Origin of the sequence: Pseudomonas sp. SWRI22 (assembly GCF_014268395.2) — a bacterium.
Lineage (GTDB): Bacteria > Pseudomonadota > Gammaproteobacteria > Pseudomonadales > Pseudomonadaceae > Aquipseudomonas > Aquipseudomonas paracarnis.
In genome coordinates this window covers 2,120,681-2,134,167 of record NZ_JABWQK020000001.1, presented here as the reverse complement: position 1 = coordinate 2,134,167, position 13,487 = coordinate 2,120,681, and the positions used below count along the sequence as shown (strand labels likewise).

Sequence of the window (13,487 nt, the reverse complement as noted above, 5' to 3'; positions counted from 1 at the left end):
GCGCTCTATGGGTGAGTGCCTACCGCGAATCAGGCGCCAAGGTTATCGTTATTCGTGCCCTTGCGCACACCAGCCGCACGCAAAGGCCTGGCCTATTTTTTCAAGGCGTTGCGCGGGGTCGAGCACCCAGGCGCGCGACTGCCAGGGCGGCTGGTGGCGCAGGTGCTGGGTGTGGCCGCAAGACAGCTCGGCCACCCAGTGCCCATCGTCGTCTTGATGAAAACCTGTGATCGTGACCGTTGATCGGCCCCGTCCGTCCGGGTTCCGTTCGCTTTCGGGCAAATCCTTGTTTAGACTTGTCCGTTCTTCATTCTTTTGCAAAAGGTCTCGCCCCATGACGATCGCCGCTAACAAGGCTGTCTCCATCGACTATACCCTGACCAACGACGCTGGTGAGGTCATCGACAGCTCCGCCGGCGGCGCGCCGCTGGTTTACCTGCAAGGCGCAGGCAACATCATCCCGGGCCTGGAAAAGGCTCTGGAAGGCAAGAACGTCGGTGACGAACTGACTGTCGCCGTAGAACCTGAAGATGCCTACGGCGAATACTCCGCCGAACTGGTCAGCACCCTGAGCCGCAGCATGTTCGAAGGTGTTGATGAGCTGGAAGTGGGCATGCAGTTCCACGCTTCCGCGCCGGACGGCCAAATGCAGATCGTCACCATCCGCGACCTGGACGGCGACGACGTTACCGTTGACGGCAACCACCCTCTGGCTGGCCAGCGCCTGAACTTCCAAGTGAAGATCGTGGCCATCCGCGACGCTTCCCAGGAAGAAGTGGCTCACGGCCACGTCCACGGTGAAGGCGGTCATCACCATTGATTGATGTTTTGATCAGGTGGTAGCAAAAACGCCCCGACTGGTTCGGGGCGTTTTTTTTGCCTTGAGAATATTCCCGGTCAACTTTCTGTAGGAGCGAGCTTGCTCGCGAAAAACCTGAGAGCCCCGCCGGGCGCCAGGCTTCCCGCGTTATCGTTAACGATCTTCGCGAGCAAGCTCGCTCCTACAGTTTTCAGGGGCAAACAAAAATGCCCCGGACCTTTCGGTACGGGGCATTTCTTAACTGTTACACAGCCTGGGCTGCGTTGCAGTTGTTACCACTTAGGCTGCAGCAGGAACGCTCAGAGCCTTGATGTGGCCATTCAGGCGGCTCTTATGGCGAGCGGCCTTGTTCTTGTGGATGATGCCTTTATCGGCCATACGGTCGATAACAGGCACAGCCAGAACGTAAGCTGCTTGAGCTTTTTCAGCGTCTTTGGTGTCGATGGCTTTGACTACATTCTTGATGTAGGTGCGAACCATGGAACGCAGGCTGGCGTTGTGGCTGCGACGCTTCTCAGCCTGTTTTGCACGTTTTTTGGCGGAAGGTGTGTTGGCCACCGTCGAGCTCCTCGAAAGACTTTTTAGGAAATAGCAAACAAAATAGGCCGCGAATCATGCCGATGACTTGACGGGTTGTCAAGTGCGGCTGATGCGAACTGCTGAGTGGTCGATCTGAAGAGGCGGGTGATTTATTTCCGGCGCTTGACCTGTAAACTCGCGAGCTTTGGCTCTGTGCTGTTGCAGGCGCGCAGTATCGCATAAGTGGGCGCGTAGTTCGCCTGCTCTTTATCTATAGGCGCAAACTCTTTCAATGAATCTGCTCAAATCGTTGGCTGCCGTCAGCTCTATCACAATGATCTCCCGGGTTTTGGGGTTTGTGCGTGACACCCTGCTGGCCCGCATCTTTGGCGCCAGCATGGCCACCGATGCCTTCTTTATTGCCTTTAAACTGCCCAACCTGTTGCGGCGGATCTTTGCCGAAGGCGCGTTTTCCCAGGCGTTCGTGCCGATTCTGGCCGAATACAAGACCCAGCATGGCGAGGAGGCGACTCGTACGTTCATCGCCTACGTCTCGGGTTTGCTGACGCTGGTGCTGATGCTGGTAACCATCGTCGGGATGCTCGCCGCGCCCTGGGTGATCTGGGCCACGGCGCCCGGTTTTGCCAATACGCCGGAAAAGTTCGCGCTGACCACTGATCTGCTGCGGGTGACCTTTCCTTATATATTGCTGATTTCCCTGTCTTCGCTCGCCGGGGCGATCCTCAATACCTGGAATCGTTTCTCGGTACCGGCCTTTGTGCCGACCTTGCTGAACGTCAGCATGATTATTTTTGCGCTGTTCCTCACCCCGTATTTCGATCCACCCGTCATGGCCCTGGGCTGGGCGGTGCTGGCCGGCGGGCTGGCACAGTTGTTGTACCAGCTGCCACACCTGAAAAAAATCGGCATGCTCGTACTGCCGCGCCTGAATCTCAAGGACACCGGCGTCTGGCGTGTCATGCGCAACATGCTGCCGGCGATCCTCGGAGTGTCAGTCAGTCAGATTTCCCTGATCATCAACACCGCGTTCGCCTCGTTGCTGGTGTCCGGCTCGGTGTCGTGGATGTACTACGCCGACCGCCTGATGGAATTGCCATCCGGTGTGCTGGGCGTGGCGTTGGGCACCATCCTGCTGCCGACCCTGGCGCGTACATACGCCAGCAAGGATCGCCAGGAATACTCACGCATACTCGATTGGGGCCTGCGCCTGTGCTTTCTGCTGGTGTTGCCGTGCGCCCTGGCCCTGGGCATTCTCGCCGAGCCGCTGACGGTCTCGCTGTTTCAATACGGGCAGTTCGACGCCCATGACGCCTTGATGACCCAGCATGCGTTGGTCGCCTACTCTGTCGGCCTGCTCGGCATTATCGTGATCAAGGTGCTGGCGCCCGGCTTCTATGCCCAGCAAAACATCCGCACGCCGGTGAAAATCGCGATTTTTACCCTGGTTGTCACGCAACTGCTCAACCTGGTGTTTATCGGCCCGTTGGCCCACGCCGGCCTGGCCTTGGCGATCAGCGCGGGGGCATGCATAAACGCAGGCCTGCTGTTTTACCAATTGCGCAAAAAACAGATGTACCAGCCGCAGCCAGGCTGGGGGGTGTTTGCGCTCAAGTTGCTGGTGGCGGTAGCAGCGATGTCGGTTGTGCTGTTTGGCCTGATGCACATCATGCCGGCCTGGGGCCAAGGCAATATGCTGGAGCGCTTCATGCGCCTGGGCGCATTGGTAGTGGCGGGCGTGGTGGTGTACTTCGGGATGTTGCTGTTGCAGGGTTTCCGCCTGCGTGATTTCAATCGCAAGTCGTTGGGATAGAGAGTTTGCCGCGATAAAACGGTTGTTTTATCGATTCGACCCATTTGGCCTGCGCTGTTGCCTGTCGTCCGGGGCTGGGTGTGGTTATAATCGACCACTTTATGAGCAAGAAGCGCGTTATGCAGCTGGTTCGAGGTCTCCACAACCTGCGCCCCGAGCATCGGGGCTGCGTCGCCACTATTGGCAACTTTGACGGTGTTCACCGTGGCCACCAGGCTATCCTGGCTCGGCTGCGCGAGCGTGCGGTCGAGTTGGGCGTGCCCAGCTGCGTGGTGATTTTTGAGCCACAACCGCGGGAGTTCTTTACCCCGGAAACGGCGCCGGCACGCTTGGCGCGCTTGCGGGACAAGTTGCAGCTGTTGGCGGAGGAGGGCGTGGACCGTGTCCTCTGCCTGGCATTCAACCAGCGTTTGCGCAGCCTCAGCGCCGCCGAGTTCGTCGACCGCATCCTGGTGGACGGCTTGGGTGTGCAGCACCTGGAGGTCGGCGACGACTTCCATTTCGGTTGTGACCGGGTCGGGGATTTCGATTTCCTGCAACATGCCGGTGTGAATCAGGGTTTCACTGTCGAGGCCGCGCAAACCGTCGAACTGGACGGCCTGCGCGTGAGCAGCACCCAGGTGCGTAACGCCCTGGCCGCCGCCGACTTCGACCTGGCCGAGCGTTTGCTCGGCCGCCCGTTCCGCATTGCCGGACGGGTATTGCACGGCCAGAAGCTGGCGCGCCAATTGGGCACGCCAACCGCCAACGTGCAACTCAAGCGCCGTCGTGTGCCGCTGACCGGGGTTTACTTGGTAAGCGTCGACATCGATGGCCAATCGTGGCCGGGAGTCGCCAATATAGGCGTCAGACCCACGGTTGCAGGTGATGGCAAGGCCCACCTGGAAGTTCACCTTTTGGATTTTGCCGGTGATTTATACGACCGGCGTTTGACGGTGGTTTTCCACCAGAAGCTGCGTGAAGAGCAGCGTTTCGCCTCCCTGGAGGCGTTGAAAACGGCGATCAATGCGGATGTCGCCGCCGCCCGTGCACTAGCCGCACCTAGCGCCCATCGCTAACCGAAGAGCCTTAAATGACCGACTATAAAGCCACGCTAAACCTTCCGGACACCGCCTTCCCAATGAAGGCCGGCCTGCCACAGCGCGAACCGCAGATCCTGCAGCGCTGGGACAGTATTGGCCTGTACGGAAAGTTGCGCGAAATTGGCAAGGATCGTCCGAAGTTCGTCCTGCACGACGGCCCTCCTTATGCCAACGGCACGATTCACATCGGTCACGCGCTGAACAAGATTCTCAAGGACATGATCCTGCGCTCCAAAACCCTGTCGGGCTTCGACGCGCCGTATGTCCCGGGTTGGGACTGCCACGGCCTGCCGATCGAGCACAAAGTCGAAGTGACTTACGGCAAGAACCTGGGCGCGGACAAGACCCGCGAACTGTGCCGTGCCTACGCCGCCGAGCAGATCGAAGGGCAGAAGTCTGAATTCATCCGCCTGGGTGTGCTCGGCGAGTGGGACAACCCCTACAAGACCATGAACTTCAAGAACGAGGCCGGTGAAATCCGCGCCTTGGCCGAAATCGTCAAAGGCGGTTTCGTGTTCAAGGGCCTCAAGCCCGTGAACTGGTGCTTCGACTGCGGTTCGGCCCTGGCCGAAGCGGAAGTGGAGTACGAAGACAAGAAGTCCTCGACCATCGACGTGGCCTTCCCGATCGCCGACGACGCCAAGCTGGCCGAGGCCTTTGGCCTGGCAAGCCTGAGCAAGCCAGCGGCCATCGTGATCTGGACCACCACCCCGTGGACCATCCCGGCCAACCAGGCGCTGAACGTGCACCCGGAATTCACCTACGCCCTGGTGGACGTCGGTGATCGCCTGCTGGTGCTGGCCGAAGAAATGGTCGAGTCGTGCCTGGCGCGTTACGAGCTGCAAGGTTCGGTGATCGCTACCACCACGGGTTCCGCGCTGGAGCTGATCAACTTCCGTCACCCGTTCTATGACCGTCTGTCGCCGGTGTACCTGGCGGACTACGTGGAGCTGGGCGCCGGCACTGGCATTGTTCACTCTGCGCCCGCCTATGGCGTAGACGACTTCGTGACCTGCAAAGCCTATGGCATGGTCAACGACGACATTCTGAATCCAGTGCAAAGCAATGGCGTGTACGCGCCGTCCCTGGAGTTCTTCGGCGGCCAGTTCATCTTCAAGGCCAACCAGCCGATCATCGACAAGCTCTCGGAAGTCGGCGCGCTGTTGCACACCGAAACCATCAAGCACAGCTACATGCACTGCTGGCGCCACAAGACCCCGCTGATCTACCGCGCCACTGCGCAGTGGTTTATCGGTATGGACAAAGAGCCGACCAGCGGCGATACCCTGCGTAACCGCGCGATCAAGGCCATCGAAGACACCACGTTCGTTCCGGCCTGGGGCCAGGCGCGCCTGCATTCGATGATCGCCAATCGTCCGGACTGGTGCATCTCCCGCCAACGTAACTGGGGCGTGCCGATTCCGTTCTTCCTGAACAAGGAAAGCGGCGAGCTGCATCCTCGCACCGTCGAACTGATGGAGCTTGTGGCCCAGCGCGTTGAGCAGGAAGGTATCGAAGCCTGGTTCAAGCTGGACGCCGCCGAGCTGTTGGGCGATGAAGCGCCGCTGTACGACAAGATCAGCGACACCCTCGACGTGTGGTTCGATTCGGGCACCACTCACTGGCACGTGCTGCGTGGCTCGCATCCGATGGGTCACGAGACCGGCCCGCGCGCCGACCTGTACCTGGAAGGTTCGGACCAACACCGTGGCTGGTTCCACTCGTCGCTGCTGACCGGTTGCGCCATCGACGACCACGCACCGTACCGCGAACTGCTGACCCACGGTTTCACCGTCGACGAGAACGGCCGCAAGATGTCCAAATCCCTGGGCAACGTGATTGCGCCGCAAAAGGTCAATGACACCCTGGGCGCCGACATCATGCGTCTGTGGGTGGCCTCGACTGACTATTCGGGTGAGATGGCTGTTTCGGAGCAGATCCTGCAACGCAGCGCCGACGCCTATCGTCGTATCCGCAATACCGCGCGCTTCATGCTGTCGAACCTGACCGGTTTCAACCCGGCCACCGACCTGCTGCCGGCCGAAGACATGCTCGCGCTGGACCGTTGGGCCGTGGACCGTACCCTGTTGCTGCAGCGTGAGTTGCAAGAGCACTACGGCGAATACCGCTTCTGGAATGTCTACTCCAAGATCCACAACTTCTGCGTGCAGGAGCTGGGCGGTTTCTACCTCGACATCATCAAGGACCGCCAGTACACCACCGGCGCCAACAGCAAAGCTCGCCGTTCGGCGCAGACCGCGCTGTACCACATCAGCGAAGCGCTGGTGCGCTGGATCGCACCGATCCTGGCGTTCACCGCCGACGAGCTGTGGGAATACCTGCCGGGCGAGCGTAACGAGTCCGTCATGCTCAACACCTGGTACGAAGGCTTGACCGAACTGCCGGCCGACTTCGAACTGGGCCGCGAGTACTGGGAAGGCGTCATGGCCGTCAAGGTTGCGGTGAACAAGGAGCTGGAAGTTCAGCGTGCGGCCAAGGCCGTGGGCGGCAACCTGCAAGCCGAAGTCACCTTGTTTGCCGAGGACGGCCTGACTGCCGACCTAGCCAAGCTGAGCAACGAACTGCGCTTCGTACTGATCACCTCCACCGCGAGCCTGGCACCTTTCGTCCAGGCCCCGGCAGATGCCGTGGTCACCGAGGTGCCGGGCCTGAAGCTCAAGGTGGTGAAGTCGGCCTTCCCTAAATGCGCCCGTTGCTGGCACTGCCGTGAAGATGTCGGCGTGAACCCTGAGCACCCGGAAATCTGCGGTCGTTGTGTCGATAACATCAGCGGTGAAGGCGAGGTTCGTCACTATGCCTAATACAGCCAGTCGTTTCGGACGTCTGGGCTGGCTCGTACTGAGCCTGCTGGTGCTGGTCATTGACCAGGTCAGCAAGGCTCACTTCGAGGGCTCCCTGGAAATGTTCCAGCAAATCGTGGTGATCCCGGATTACTTCAGCTGGACCCTGGCCTATAACACGGGTGCCGCCTTCAGCTTCCTCGCTGATGGCGGTGGCTGGCAGCGCTGGCTGTTCGCGCTGATCGCCGTGGTGGTCAGTGCCGTGCTCGTGGTGTGGCTAAAGCGCCTGGGTCGCGACGACACCTGGCTGGCTATCGCGCTGGCCCTGGTGTTGGGCGGCGCGCTGGGTAACCTGTATGACCGCATCGCCCTGGGCCATGTGATCGACTTCATCCTGGTGCACTGGCAGAACCGCCACTACTTCCCGGCGTTCAACTTTGCCGACAGCGCCATCACCGTTGGTGCAATCATGCTGGCGCTGGATATGTTCAAGAGCAAGAAAACCGGAGAAACCGTCAATGACTGATCAGGTATTGGCTGAGCAACGCATCGGCCAGAACACGGAAGTCACTTTGCATTTCGCATTGCGCCTGGAGAATGGCGACACGGTAGACAGCACCTTCGACAAAGCCCCGGCGACCTTCAAGGTTGGTGACGGTAACCTGCTGCCTGGTTTTGAAGCGGCATTGTTCGGGTTCAAGGCGGGCGACAAGCGCAACCTGCAGATCCTGCCGGAAAACGCCTTCGGCCAACCCAACCCGCAAAACGTGCAGATCATCCCGCGTTCGCAGTTCGAAGGTATGGATCTGTCGGAAGGTTTGCTGGTGATCTTCAATGATGCGGCAAACACCGAATTGCCCGGTGTGGTTAAAGCCTTCGATGATGCGCAAGTGACCATCGACTTCAACCATCCGTTGGCCGGTAAAACCTTGACGTTTGATGTTGAAATCATCGACGTTAAAGCGCTCTAACTGACGAAACCGGTTCCTGTGGGGCTGGCTTGTGTGGGAGCTGGCTTGCCTGCGATAGCATCACCTCGGTGTACCTGATACATCGAGACGTTTGCATCGCGGGCAAGCCCGCTCACACAGACGCTTATTCTATAGAGCTGAGTTGATCCAATTTCTTGGCCTGCAAGGCACGAGGCACAGCATGCAAATCAAACTCGCCAACCCCCGTGGCTTCTGCGCTGGCGTGGACCGGGCGATCGAAATCGTCAACCGCGCCTTGGAAGTCTTCGGGCCGCCGATTTATGTGCGCCACGAAGTCGTGCATAACAAGTTCGTGGTCGAAGACCTGCGCGCACGCGGTGCGATCTTTGTCGAAGAACTCGACCAGGTACCCGACGACGTTATCGTCATCTTCAGTGCCCATGGCGTGTCCCAGGCCGTACGTACCGAAGCGGCCGGCCGTGGCCTAAAAGTGTTCGATGCCACCTGCCCGCTGGTAACCAAGGTGCACATCGAAGTGGCGCGTTATAGCCGCGACGGTCGCGAATGCATCCTGATCGGCCATGCCGGTCACCCGGAAGTCGAAGGCACCATGGGCCAGTACGACGCCAGCAACGGCGGCGCCATCTACCTGGTTGAAGACGAAAAAGACGTCGCCAACTTGCAGGTGCACAATCCCGACCGCCTGGCTTTCGTTACCCAGACCACCTTGTCCATGGACGATACCAGCCGCGTCATCGATGCCCTGCGCACGCGTTTCCCGGCCATTGGCGGCCCACGCAAGGATGACATCTGCTACGCCACGCAAAACCGCCAGGATGCGGTCAAGCAACTGGCGAATGAGTGTGATGTTGTGCTGGTGGTCGGCAGCCCTAACAGTTCCAACTCCAACCGCTTGCGTGAGCTGGCCGAACGCATGGCCACGCCGGCGTACTTGATCGACGGTGCCGAAGACATGCAGCGCAGCTGGTTCGATGGCGTTGAGCGTATCGGCATCACGGCGGGTGCCTCCGCTCCGGAAGTGCTGGTGCGCGGTGTGATCCAACAGTTGCAAGCCTGGGGTGCTACCGGCGCCGATGAGCTGGCGGGTCGTGAAGAAAACATCACGTTCTCGATGCCCAAGGAACTGCGGGTCCGCTCGCTGCTCTGACGGCCAGGGTGCTGGAATAGCCTCGGCATAAGGCCTGTTCGGTCTTGTCACTGCGCAGGCTGACGCGCCCGCTGGGGGCCAGCACGATCTGATACAGGCTCTGTGCCTGGTCCTTGCCACACACATGCACGGTGCCGGCACGAAATCCCCCGCCGGCGAACACTGGCTCCCCCAGGCCGCTGAAGCGCACCTGGCTCGTAACCGGGCCATTACCGGCGACCGGCACGCGCCCATTGCTCTCGCGCTCCAGCAATACCGGATTGTCGTCATCCAGGTGGCCGCGCCCACTCACATCCAGTATCACGCGCCATCCCAGGCTCCAGTCCTCGTCCTTTGCATGAATGACCACCGCCCGGTTACGCGCGATGGCCTCGGTGCGTGCGTAGCGCAGCCCGGAGGCAAGTGCTTGGGCCACGTTTTGTCGTTGCTGCGATTCATGTAAACCCTTGAAACCGGGTACGGCCAGTTGCGCGAGGAAACTGGTGACGATCAGCCCCAGCAACATCTCAATCAGGGTGAAACCTTCTTGTTTCATGTGCGTTCCCTCCTTGGGCACGAGTAGGTTTTCTAGGTATAGCGCTTGGTCGTTGGCGCTGGATGATGGCCTTTATGTCCAAAGTATTTCCCTTTGTTCCGGGAGCAGCGCCGCTCGAAAACCGACGCTAGTCTTGGGTCGCACAGCAGGTCTTGCCTGCTTTTTTTCACCGGCCTTCGACATGGATGACGACGGAAATGCCAGCCTGCCAGAACCGATTCCTGCGCGTTGCGCACTCGCGCCAATCCGGCATGACGCTGGTCGAGGTGCTGGTAGCGCTGTTGATTTTGGCGATCGGCCTGATGGGCGCTGCGGTGCTGCAACTCAACGCGCTCAAGTACACCAACAGCGCCAGGATGACCAGCCAAGCCAGTTTTATTGCCTATGACATGCTCGACCGCATTCGCACCAATGCTGGCGCCGATTACACATGGGGCAGGGCGGAGCTGGCGCCGCCCAACACTGCCACCGCCAGCGTGCGTGACCTCGACCTGCACGATTTCGAGGCCAATATCACGGGTTTTGCCGGCGAGGATGCCAAAGGTTCAGTGGTGGTGAACGGGCAAGAGGTCACCATCAGCATCAGTTGGGCGGATGCCCGAGCAGCAAACCGCCCAGGGGCGCGGGAAACCTTCACCCTGACCAGTCGCATCAGTAATGAACAGGGAGTGTCGCAATGAAGCGTCTTGGGCGAGGTTTCAGTCTGGTGGAAGTGTTGCTGGCGCTTGCCATCGGGTTGGTCTTGATACTGGGGGCGAGCCAGATACTGATCAGTTCGCGGTTGACCCATGCCAGCCAGCAGGCCGCCATGCTGCTGCAGGATGATGCGCGGTTTGTGCTGAGCAAGATCACCCAGGATATTCGCCAGGCAGGCATGCTGGGGTGTTTGGCCGTGGCCGCTATCGACAATGCTCCGGCAGCCTTTGATCGGCCGATAAGCTGGGAGGCGGCGGGGAGTGCGAAGTCACTGACGCTGGTGACCGCGAATGTCGGCGATGGCGTCGGCAAGACTGACTGGACAGTGTTGTCCGACTGCAAGGAGACGGCCAGGGCTTATGCAGGCACACCACCCGGAGCCGAACCCGGCCAACTTCGCTTTGGCATACGCCAACTTACCTACACCTACGAATCGGGTCAGTTGAAGATCAGTACCCCGGCAGCACCGGCCAAGGCAGTATTGATGGATAACGTGCGGGCATTCGACGTCAGCTTCGGCATGGCGGCCACCTCGGTATCGACAGTTGTGGTGCGCTATGACAGCCATCCGGCCGATGAGTCGCTGATACGCAGCGTGCGCATTCTCATGACCCTTCAAGATCCCTCTGGGCGGGTGAAGGACCAGACCTACAGTGTCGTGGCGGCACTGCGAAATCGGCTGGGGTAGGGGCAATGACCATGCATGGTGGCATTCGAGCAGGGCAGACCGGCGTGGTGCTGCTGATCAGTCTGGTGTTCCTGTTGGTGCTGTCGCAGGTGGGAGTGTCATCAATACAGGCTGCGGTCTCCCAGCAAAAAGTCGCGAGCAGCCTGTGGCATCGCAATCAATCGTTTCAATCTGCCGAAAGCGGCCTGAGGTTGGGGGAATCGGCCGTGCAAAAGGTTGGCCAGGCGATGCCTGTCTGCCACTCGATCACCCGTTGTGCGCCGCCTGCTGAAGCGTTTTCCTTGACGGCGGCCGGGACGAACCCTGTCTCGGCGATCACCTGGCTTGCCTTGAAGAATGGGTTTTATGGCATTCAATCCCTCGGCGAGGGTAAAGGGCTGGCTCATTTGCCGTCCCATTCCCTGGCCACGCTTTTTCGAGTCACTTCGGTCGGTCTCGCGGGGCAATCGCGCACGGTGCTGGAGACGGTCTATGCCCGTGTAGAGGAGGGCGGCCGCGTCAGGTTTCGACGGGTCTTATGGCGGCAACTCCAATAAGGAGCAATCGGATGGGCAAGGAGAGCCAGGGTTTTACCCTGATTGAGTTACTGATCGTTGTGGCGATCATCGCGTTGCTGGCCGGGATTGCGTATCCCGGGTACCTCAGCCAGGTGAAGAAGGCGTATCGGGCGCAGATCGTCGCGTTGTTGAGCGAACAGGCCCAGCAACTGGAGCGTTCTTATACGAGGAATGGCACTTTTATTGATGCAGGCGACGTCAGCGCGGGCAATGATCATTATAGAATCAGTGCCGTCCTCAACCCTCAGGATTTTGACCTGCTCGCCACACCCGCTGCGGACTCGGTCATGGCGAACGACGCGTGCGCAGCATTCAGCTTGACCAGCACCGGTATGCGCGGCAACCCGGGAGCAGGGCCTGAAATGTCGCCCAAGGTCTGCTGGGGGCAAGGATGAGCGTACTTGAAGCGTGGGCGCCGGGCGCGCCTTTCCCTGTTTATCGGCTGGATCAAATGATGGCTAAGCAACAGCAAGTAGTGATTGTCGGCGGCGGAGTAATCGGTCTGTTGACGGCGTACAACCTCGCCAGTGAGGGCCAGGCGGTCACGCTGCTGGAGCGAGGTGGGCTTGGGCAAGAGGCTTCCTGGGCGGGCGGTGGGATTGTCTCGCCGTTGTACCCGTGGCGCTATAGCCAGGCGGTCACTGCCTTGGCCCATTGGTCCCAGGATTTTTACCCTCAACTGGCGCAACGGCTATTTGCTGCTGCCGGCGTCGATCCGGAGGTACATACCACGGGTTTGTATTGGCTCGACCTGGATGACGAAGCGCAAGCACTGGCCTGGGCTGCCCGTGAAGGGCGACCGTTGAGCAAGGTGGATGTATCGGCGGCCCATGACGCGGTGCCGGTGCTGGGGGGCGGCTACTCCCAGGCGATCTACATGGCCAACGTGGCCAATATTCGCAACCCGCGCCTGGTCAAATCATTGAAGGCGGCGCTGCTGGCGTTGCCGAACGTGACGATTCGCGAGCAATGCGATGTGTCGGGCTTTGTACTCGGCGGCGGCAGGGTGGTGGGTGTGAATACCGCTACGGGCCACGTTTTGGGGGATCACGTGGTGCTCGCGGCCGGCGCCTGGAGCGGGCAACTGCTGGATACGCTGGGCTTGGGGCTACCCGTGGAGCCGGTTAAAGGCCAGATGATCCTGTACAAATGCGCGTCCGATTTTTTATCCAGCATGGTCCTGGCCAAGGGGCGTTATGCGATCCCGCGGCGGGATGGGCACATCCTGATCGGCAGCACGTTGGAGCATGAGGGATTCGACAAGACGCCGACCGACACCGCGCTTGAAAGCCTCAAGGCATCTGCGCAGGAACTGATTCCCGCCTTGACGGACGCTGAAGTGGTCGGGCATTGGGCCGGTTTGCGGCCTGGCTCACCCGAAGGTATACCGTTTATCGGTGAGGTCCCTGGCTTCAGGGGGCTGTGGCTCAATTGTGGGCATTACCGCAATGGTCTGGTACTCGCACCGGCATCTTGCCAGTTGTTCACCGATTTGCTGCTGGCGCGGGCTCCGATCATCGATCCAGCGCCTTACGCCCCCGCAGGTCGCCTCAACGCTGGATAGACTTCGGCCCTTGTTCCAGGTGCGCCTGGGTGCAGTACCATTCCTGACGTGAGCTCAGTGCGCGGTCCTGCGGCAGGTGCACGCCACAGTGAGCGCAACGCACCATCAGGGCTGCATCCGGCTCGGCAGGCCGTTGCTGACGGGAGGCAGGGTTTTTGAATTTGCGCCAGAACCATACCGCGGCAGCAATGACGGCAATCCAGAACAGTAGACGAAGCATGATGGGCAGTTTCTCGCAAAGGAATGCGCCAGTTTAGCCAAGGTGGTCACGGGCGCACAGGGCAATAAATACTC

The 13,487-nt window shown here is 60.1% G+C and carries 16 protein-coding genes and 1 pseudogene; 12 read left to right on the top strand and 5 right to left on the bottom strand.

The features are described from left to right. Positions 1-48: 48 nt before the first annotated feature. Positions 49-336 carry a DUF3565 domain-containing protein gene (locus HU730_RS09445; RefSeq protein ID WP_078802457.1) on the bottom strand — a complete coding sequence of 96 codons (288 nt, stop codon included), beginning with the start codon at positions 334-336 and terminating at the stop codon, positions 49-51. On the opposite strand from HU730_RS09445, the gene HU730_RS09440 reads away from it, so the two are divergent. Then, on the top strand, positions 335-820 hold the full coding sequence (locus tag HU730_RS09440) for a peptidylprolyl isomerase (protein WP_003188398.1): 486 nt from the start codon (positions 335-337) through the stop codon (positions 818-820). The genes HU730_RS09445 and HU730_RS09440 overlap by 2 nt on opposite strands. An 86-nt stretch (positions 821-906) precedes the next feature. On the opposite strand, the pseudogene HU730_RS26670 reads toward HU730_RS09440, so the two are convergent. Both HU730_RS26670 and rpsT read right to left on the bottom strand, forming a co-directional pair. Continuing rightward, positions 907-1,020 (bottom strand): annotated as a pseudogene (locus tag HU730_RS26670) (outer membrane lipoprotein carrier protein LolA); the annotation flags it as partial. A gap of 79 nt (positions 1,021-1,099) precedes the next feature. Continuing rightward, positions 1,100-1,378: a 30S ribosomal protein S20 gene (gene rpsT / locus HU730_RS09435; protein WP_003188401.1), complete on the bottom strand. Its 279-nt coding sequence runs from the start codon at positions 1,376-1,378 to the stop codon at positions 1,100-1,102. A gap of 253 nt (positions 1,379-1,631) precedes the next feature. Here rpsT and murJ point away from each other — a divergent pair, with 253 nt between their 5' ends. From murJ to ispH, 6 genes are all read left to right on the top strand, one after another. Continuing rightward, on the top strand, positions 1,632-3,170 hold the full coding sequence (gene murJ, locus HU730_RS09430) for a murein biosynthesis integral membrane protein MurJ (RefSeq protein ID WP_096144160.1): 1,539 nt from the start codon (positions 1,632-1,634) through the stop codon (positions 3,168-3,170). A 119-nt stretch (positions 3,171-3,289) separates the two neighbouring features. Next, a complete protein-coding gene (gene ribF, locus HU730_RS09425) occupies positions 3,290-4,228 on the top strand; it encodes a bifunctional riboflavin kinase/FAD synthetase (protein ID WP_003188404.1) in 939 nt (312 codons plus the stop codon). A gap of 14 nt (positions 4,229-4,242) precedes the next feature. Then, positions 4,243-7,074 carry an isoleucine--tRNA ligase gene (gene ileS / locus HU730_RS09420; RefSeq protein WP_096144161.1) on the top strand — a complete coding sequence of 944 codons (2,832 nt, stop codon included), beginning with the start codon at positions 4,243-4,245 and terminating at the stop codon, positions 7,072-7,074. Further along, positions 7,067-7,579, top strand: a complete 513-nt coding sequence (gene lspA / locus HU730_RS09415) for a signal peptidase II (RefSeq protein ID WP_014716859.1) — start codon at positions 7,067-7,069, stop codon at positions 7,577-7,579. The genes ileS and lspA overlap by 8 nt, the downstream gene beginning before the upstream one ends. 7 nt (positions 7,580-7,586) lie before the next feature. Beyond that, on the top strand, positions 7,587-8,024 hold the full coding sequence (locus tag HU730_RS09410; RefSeq protein WP_169855857.1) for a peptidylprolyl isomerase: 438 nt from the start codon (positions 7,587-7,589) through the stop codon (positions 8,022-8,024). Between the two features lie 181 nt (positions 8,025-8,205). Then, the gene (gene ispH / locus HU730_RS09405; protein WP_032893637.1) at positions 8,206-9,153 is read left to right on the top strand and encodes a 4-hydroxy-3-methylbut-2-enyl diphosphate reductase; all 948 of its coding nucleotides are present in this window, start codon (positions 8,206-8,208) and stop codon (positions 9,151-9,153) included. Here the strand turns inward: ispH and HU730_RS09400 are convergent. Then, entirely contained in the window at positions 9,107-9,688 is a 582-nt protein-coding gene (locus HU730_RS09400) for a GspH/FimT family pseudopilin (RefSeq protein ID WP_034128057.1), read from the bottom strand. The two genes, ispH and HU730_RS09400, sit on opposite strands and share 47 nt — an antisense overlap. A gap of 197 nt (positions 9,689-9,885) precedes the next feature. On the opposite strand from HU730_RS09400, the gene pilV reads away from it, so the two are divergent. The 5 genes from pilV to thiO are packed head-to-tail and all read left to right on the top strand — an operon-like array spanning position 9,886 to position 13,193. Next, positions 9,886-10,368 carry a type IV pilus modification protein PilV gene (pilV, locus tag HU730_RS09395; RefSeq protein ID WP_034128056.1) on the top strand — a complete coding sequence of 161 codons (483 nt, stop codon included), beginning with the start codon at positions 9,886-9,888 and terminating at the stop codon, positions 10,366-10,368. Continuing rightward, positions 10,365-11,072: a prepilin-type N-terminal cleavage/methylation domain-containing protein gene (locus HU730_RS09390; protein ID WP_034128055.1), complete on the top strand. Its 708-nt coding sequence runs from the start codon at positions 10,365-10,367 to the stop codon at positions 11,070-11,072. The genes pilV and HU730_RS09390 overlap by 4 nt, the downstream gene beginning before the upstream one ends. 5 nt (positions 11,073-11,077) lie before the next feature. Continuing rightward, the gene (locus HU730_RS09385; protein ID WP_186526967.1) at positions 11,078-11,608 is read left to right on the top strand and encodes a PilX N-terminal domain-containing pilus assembly protein; all 531 of its coding nucleotides are present in this window, start codon (positions 11,078-11,080) and stop codon (positions 11,606-11,608) included. A gap of 11 nt (positions 11,609-11,619) precedes the next feature. Then, positions 11,620-12,024, top strand: coding sequence for a type IV pilin protein (locus tag HU730_RS09380; RefSeq protein WP_054896885.1), 405 nt, complete (start codon positions 11,620-11,622; stop codon positions 12,022-12,024). Between the two features lie 59 nt (positions 12,025-12,083). Continuing rightward, positions 12,084-13,193: a glycine oxidase ThiO gene (gene thiO / locus HU730_RS09375; RefSeq protein ID WP_186526966.1), complete on the top strand. Its 1,110-nt coding sequence runs from the start codon at positions 12,084-12,086 to the stop codon at positions 13,191-13,193. On the opposite strand, the gene HU730_RS09370 is transcribed toward thiO, so the two are convergent. Further along, entirely contained in the window at positions 13,180-13,413 is a 234-nt protein-coding gene (locus tag HU730_RS09370; RefSeq protein WP_034128051.1) for a PP0621 family protein, read from the bottom strand. The two genes, thiO and HU730_RS09370, sit on opposite strands and share 14 nt — an antisense overlap. Positions 13,414-13,487: the final 74 nt, after the last annotated feature.

Coding starts and splice junctions, on each gene's coding strand:
- HU730_RS09440 (WP_003188398.1), top strand. CDS start 335: ATGACGATCGCCGCTAACAAGGCTGTCTCCATCGACTATACCCTGACC.
- HU730_RS09445 (WP_078802457.1), bottom strand. CDS start 336: ATGGGGCGAGACCTTTTGCAAAAGAATGAAGAACGGACAAGTCTAAAC.
- murJ (WP_096144160.1), top strand. CDS start 1,632: ATGAATCTGCTCAAATCGTTGGCTGCCGTCAGCTCTATCACAATGATC.
- ribF (WP_003188404.1), top strand. CDS start 3,290: ATGCAGCTGGTTCGAGGTCTCCACAACCTGCGCCCCGAGCATCGGGGC.
- ileS (WP_096144161.1), top strand. CDS start 4,243: ATGACCGACTATAAAGCCACGCTAAACCTTCCGGACACCGCCTTCCCA.
- lspA (WP_014716859.1), top strand. CDS start 7,067: ATGCCTAATACAGCCAGTCGTTTCGGACGTCTGGGCTGGCTCGTACTG.
- ispH (WP_032893637.1), top strand. CDS start 8,206: ATGCAAATCAAACTCGCCAACCCCCGTGGCTTCTGCGCTGGCGTGGAC.
- HU730_RS09400 (WP_034128057.1), bottom strand. CDS start 9,688: ATGAAACAAGAAGGTTTCACCCTGATTGAGATGTTGCTGGGGCTGATC.
- pilV (WP_034128056.1), top strand. CDS start 9,886: ATGCCAGCCTGCCAGAACCGATTCCTGCGCGTTGCGCACTCGCGCCAA.
- HU730_RS09390 (WP_034128055.1), top strand. CDS start 10,365: ATGAAGCGTCTTGGGCGAGGTTTCAGTCTGGTGGAAGTGTTGCTGGCG.
- HU730_RS09385 (WP_186526967.1), top strand. CDS start 11,078: ATGACCATGCATGGTGGCATTCGAGCAGGGCAGACCGGCGTGGTGCTG.
- HU730_RS09380 (WP_054896885.1), top strand. CDS start 11,620: ATGGGCAAGGAGAGCCAGGGTTTTACCCTGATTGAGTTACTGATCGTT.
- thiO (WP_186526966.1), top strand. CDS start 12,084: ATGGCTAAGCAACAGCAAGTAGTGATTGTCGGCGGCGGAGTAATCGGT.
- HU730_RS09370 (WP_034128051.1), bottom strand. CDS start 13,413: ATGCTTCGTCTACTGTTCTGGATTGCCGTCATTGCTGCCGCGGTATGG.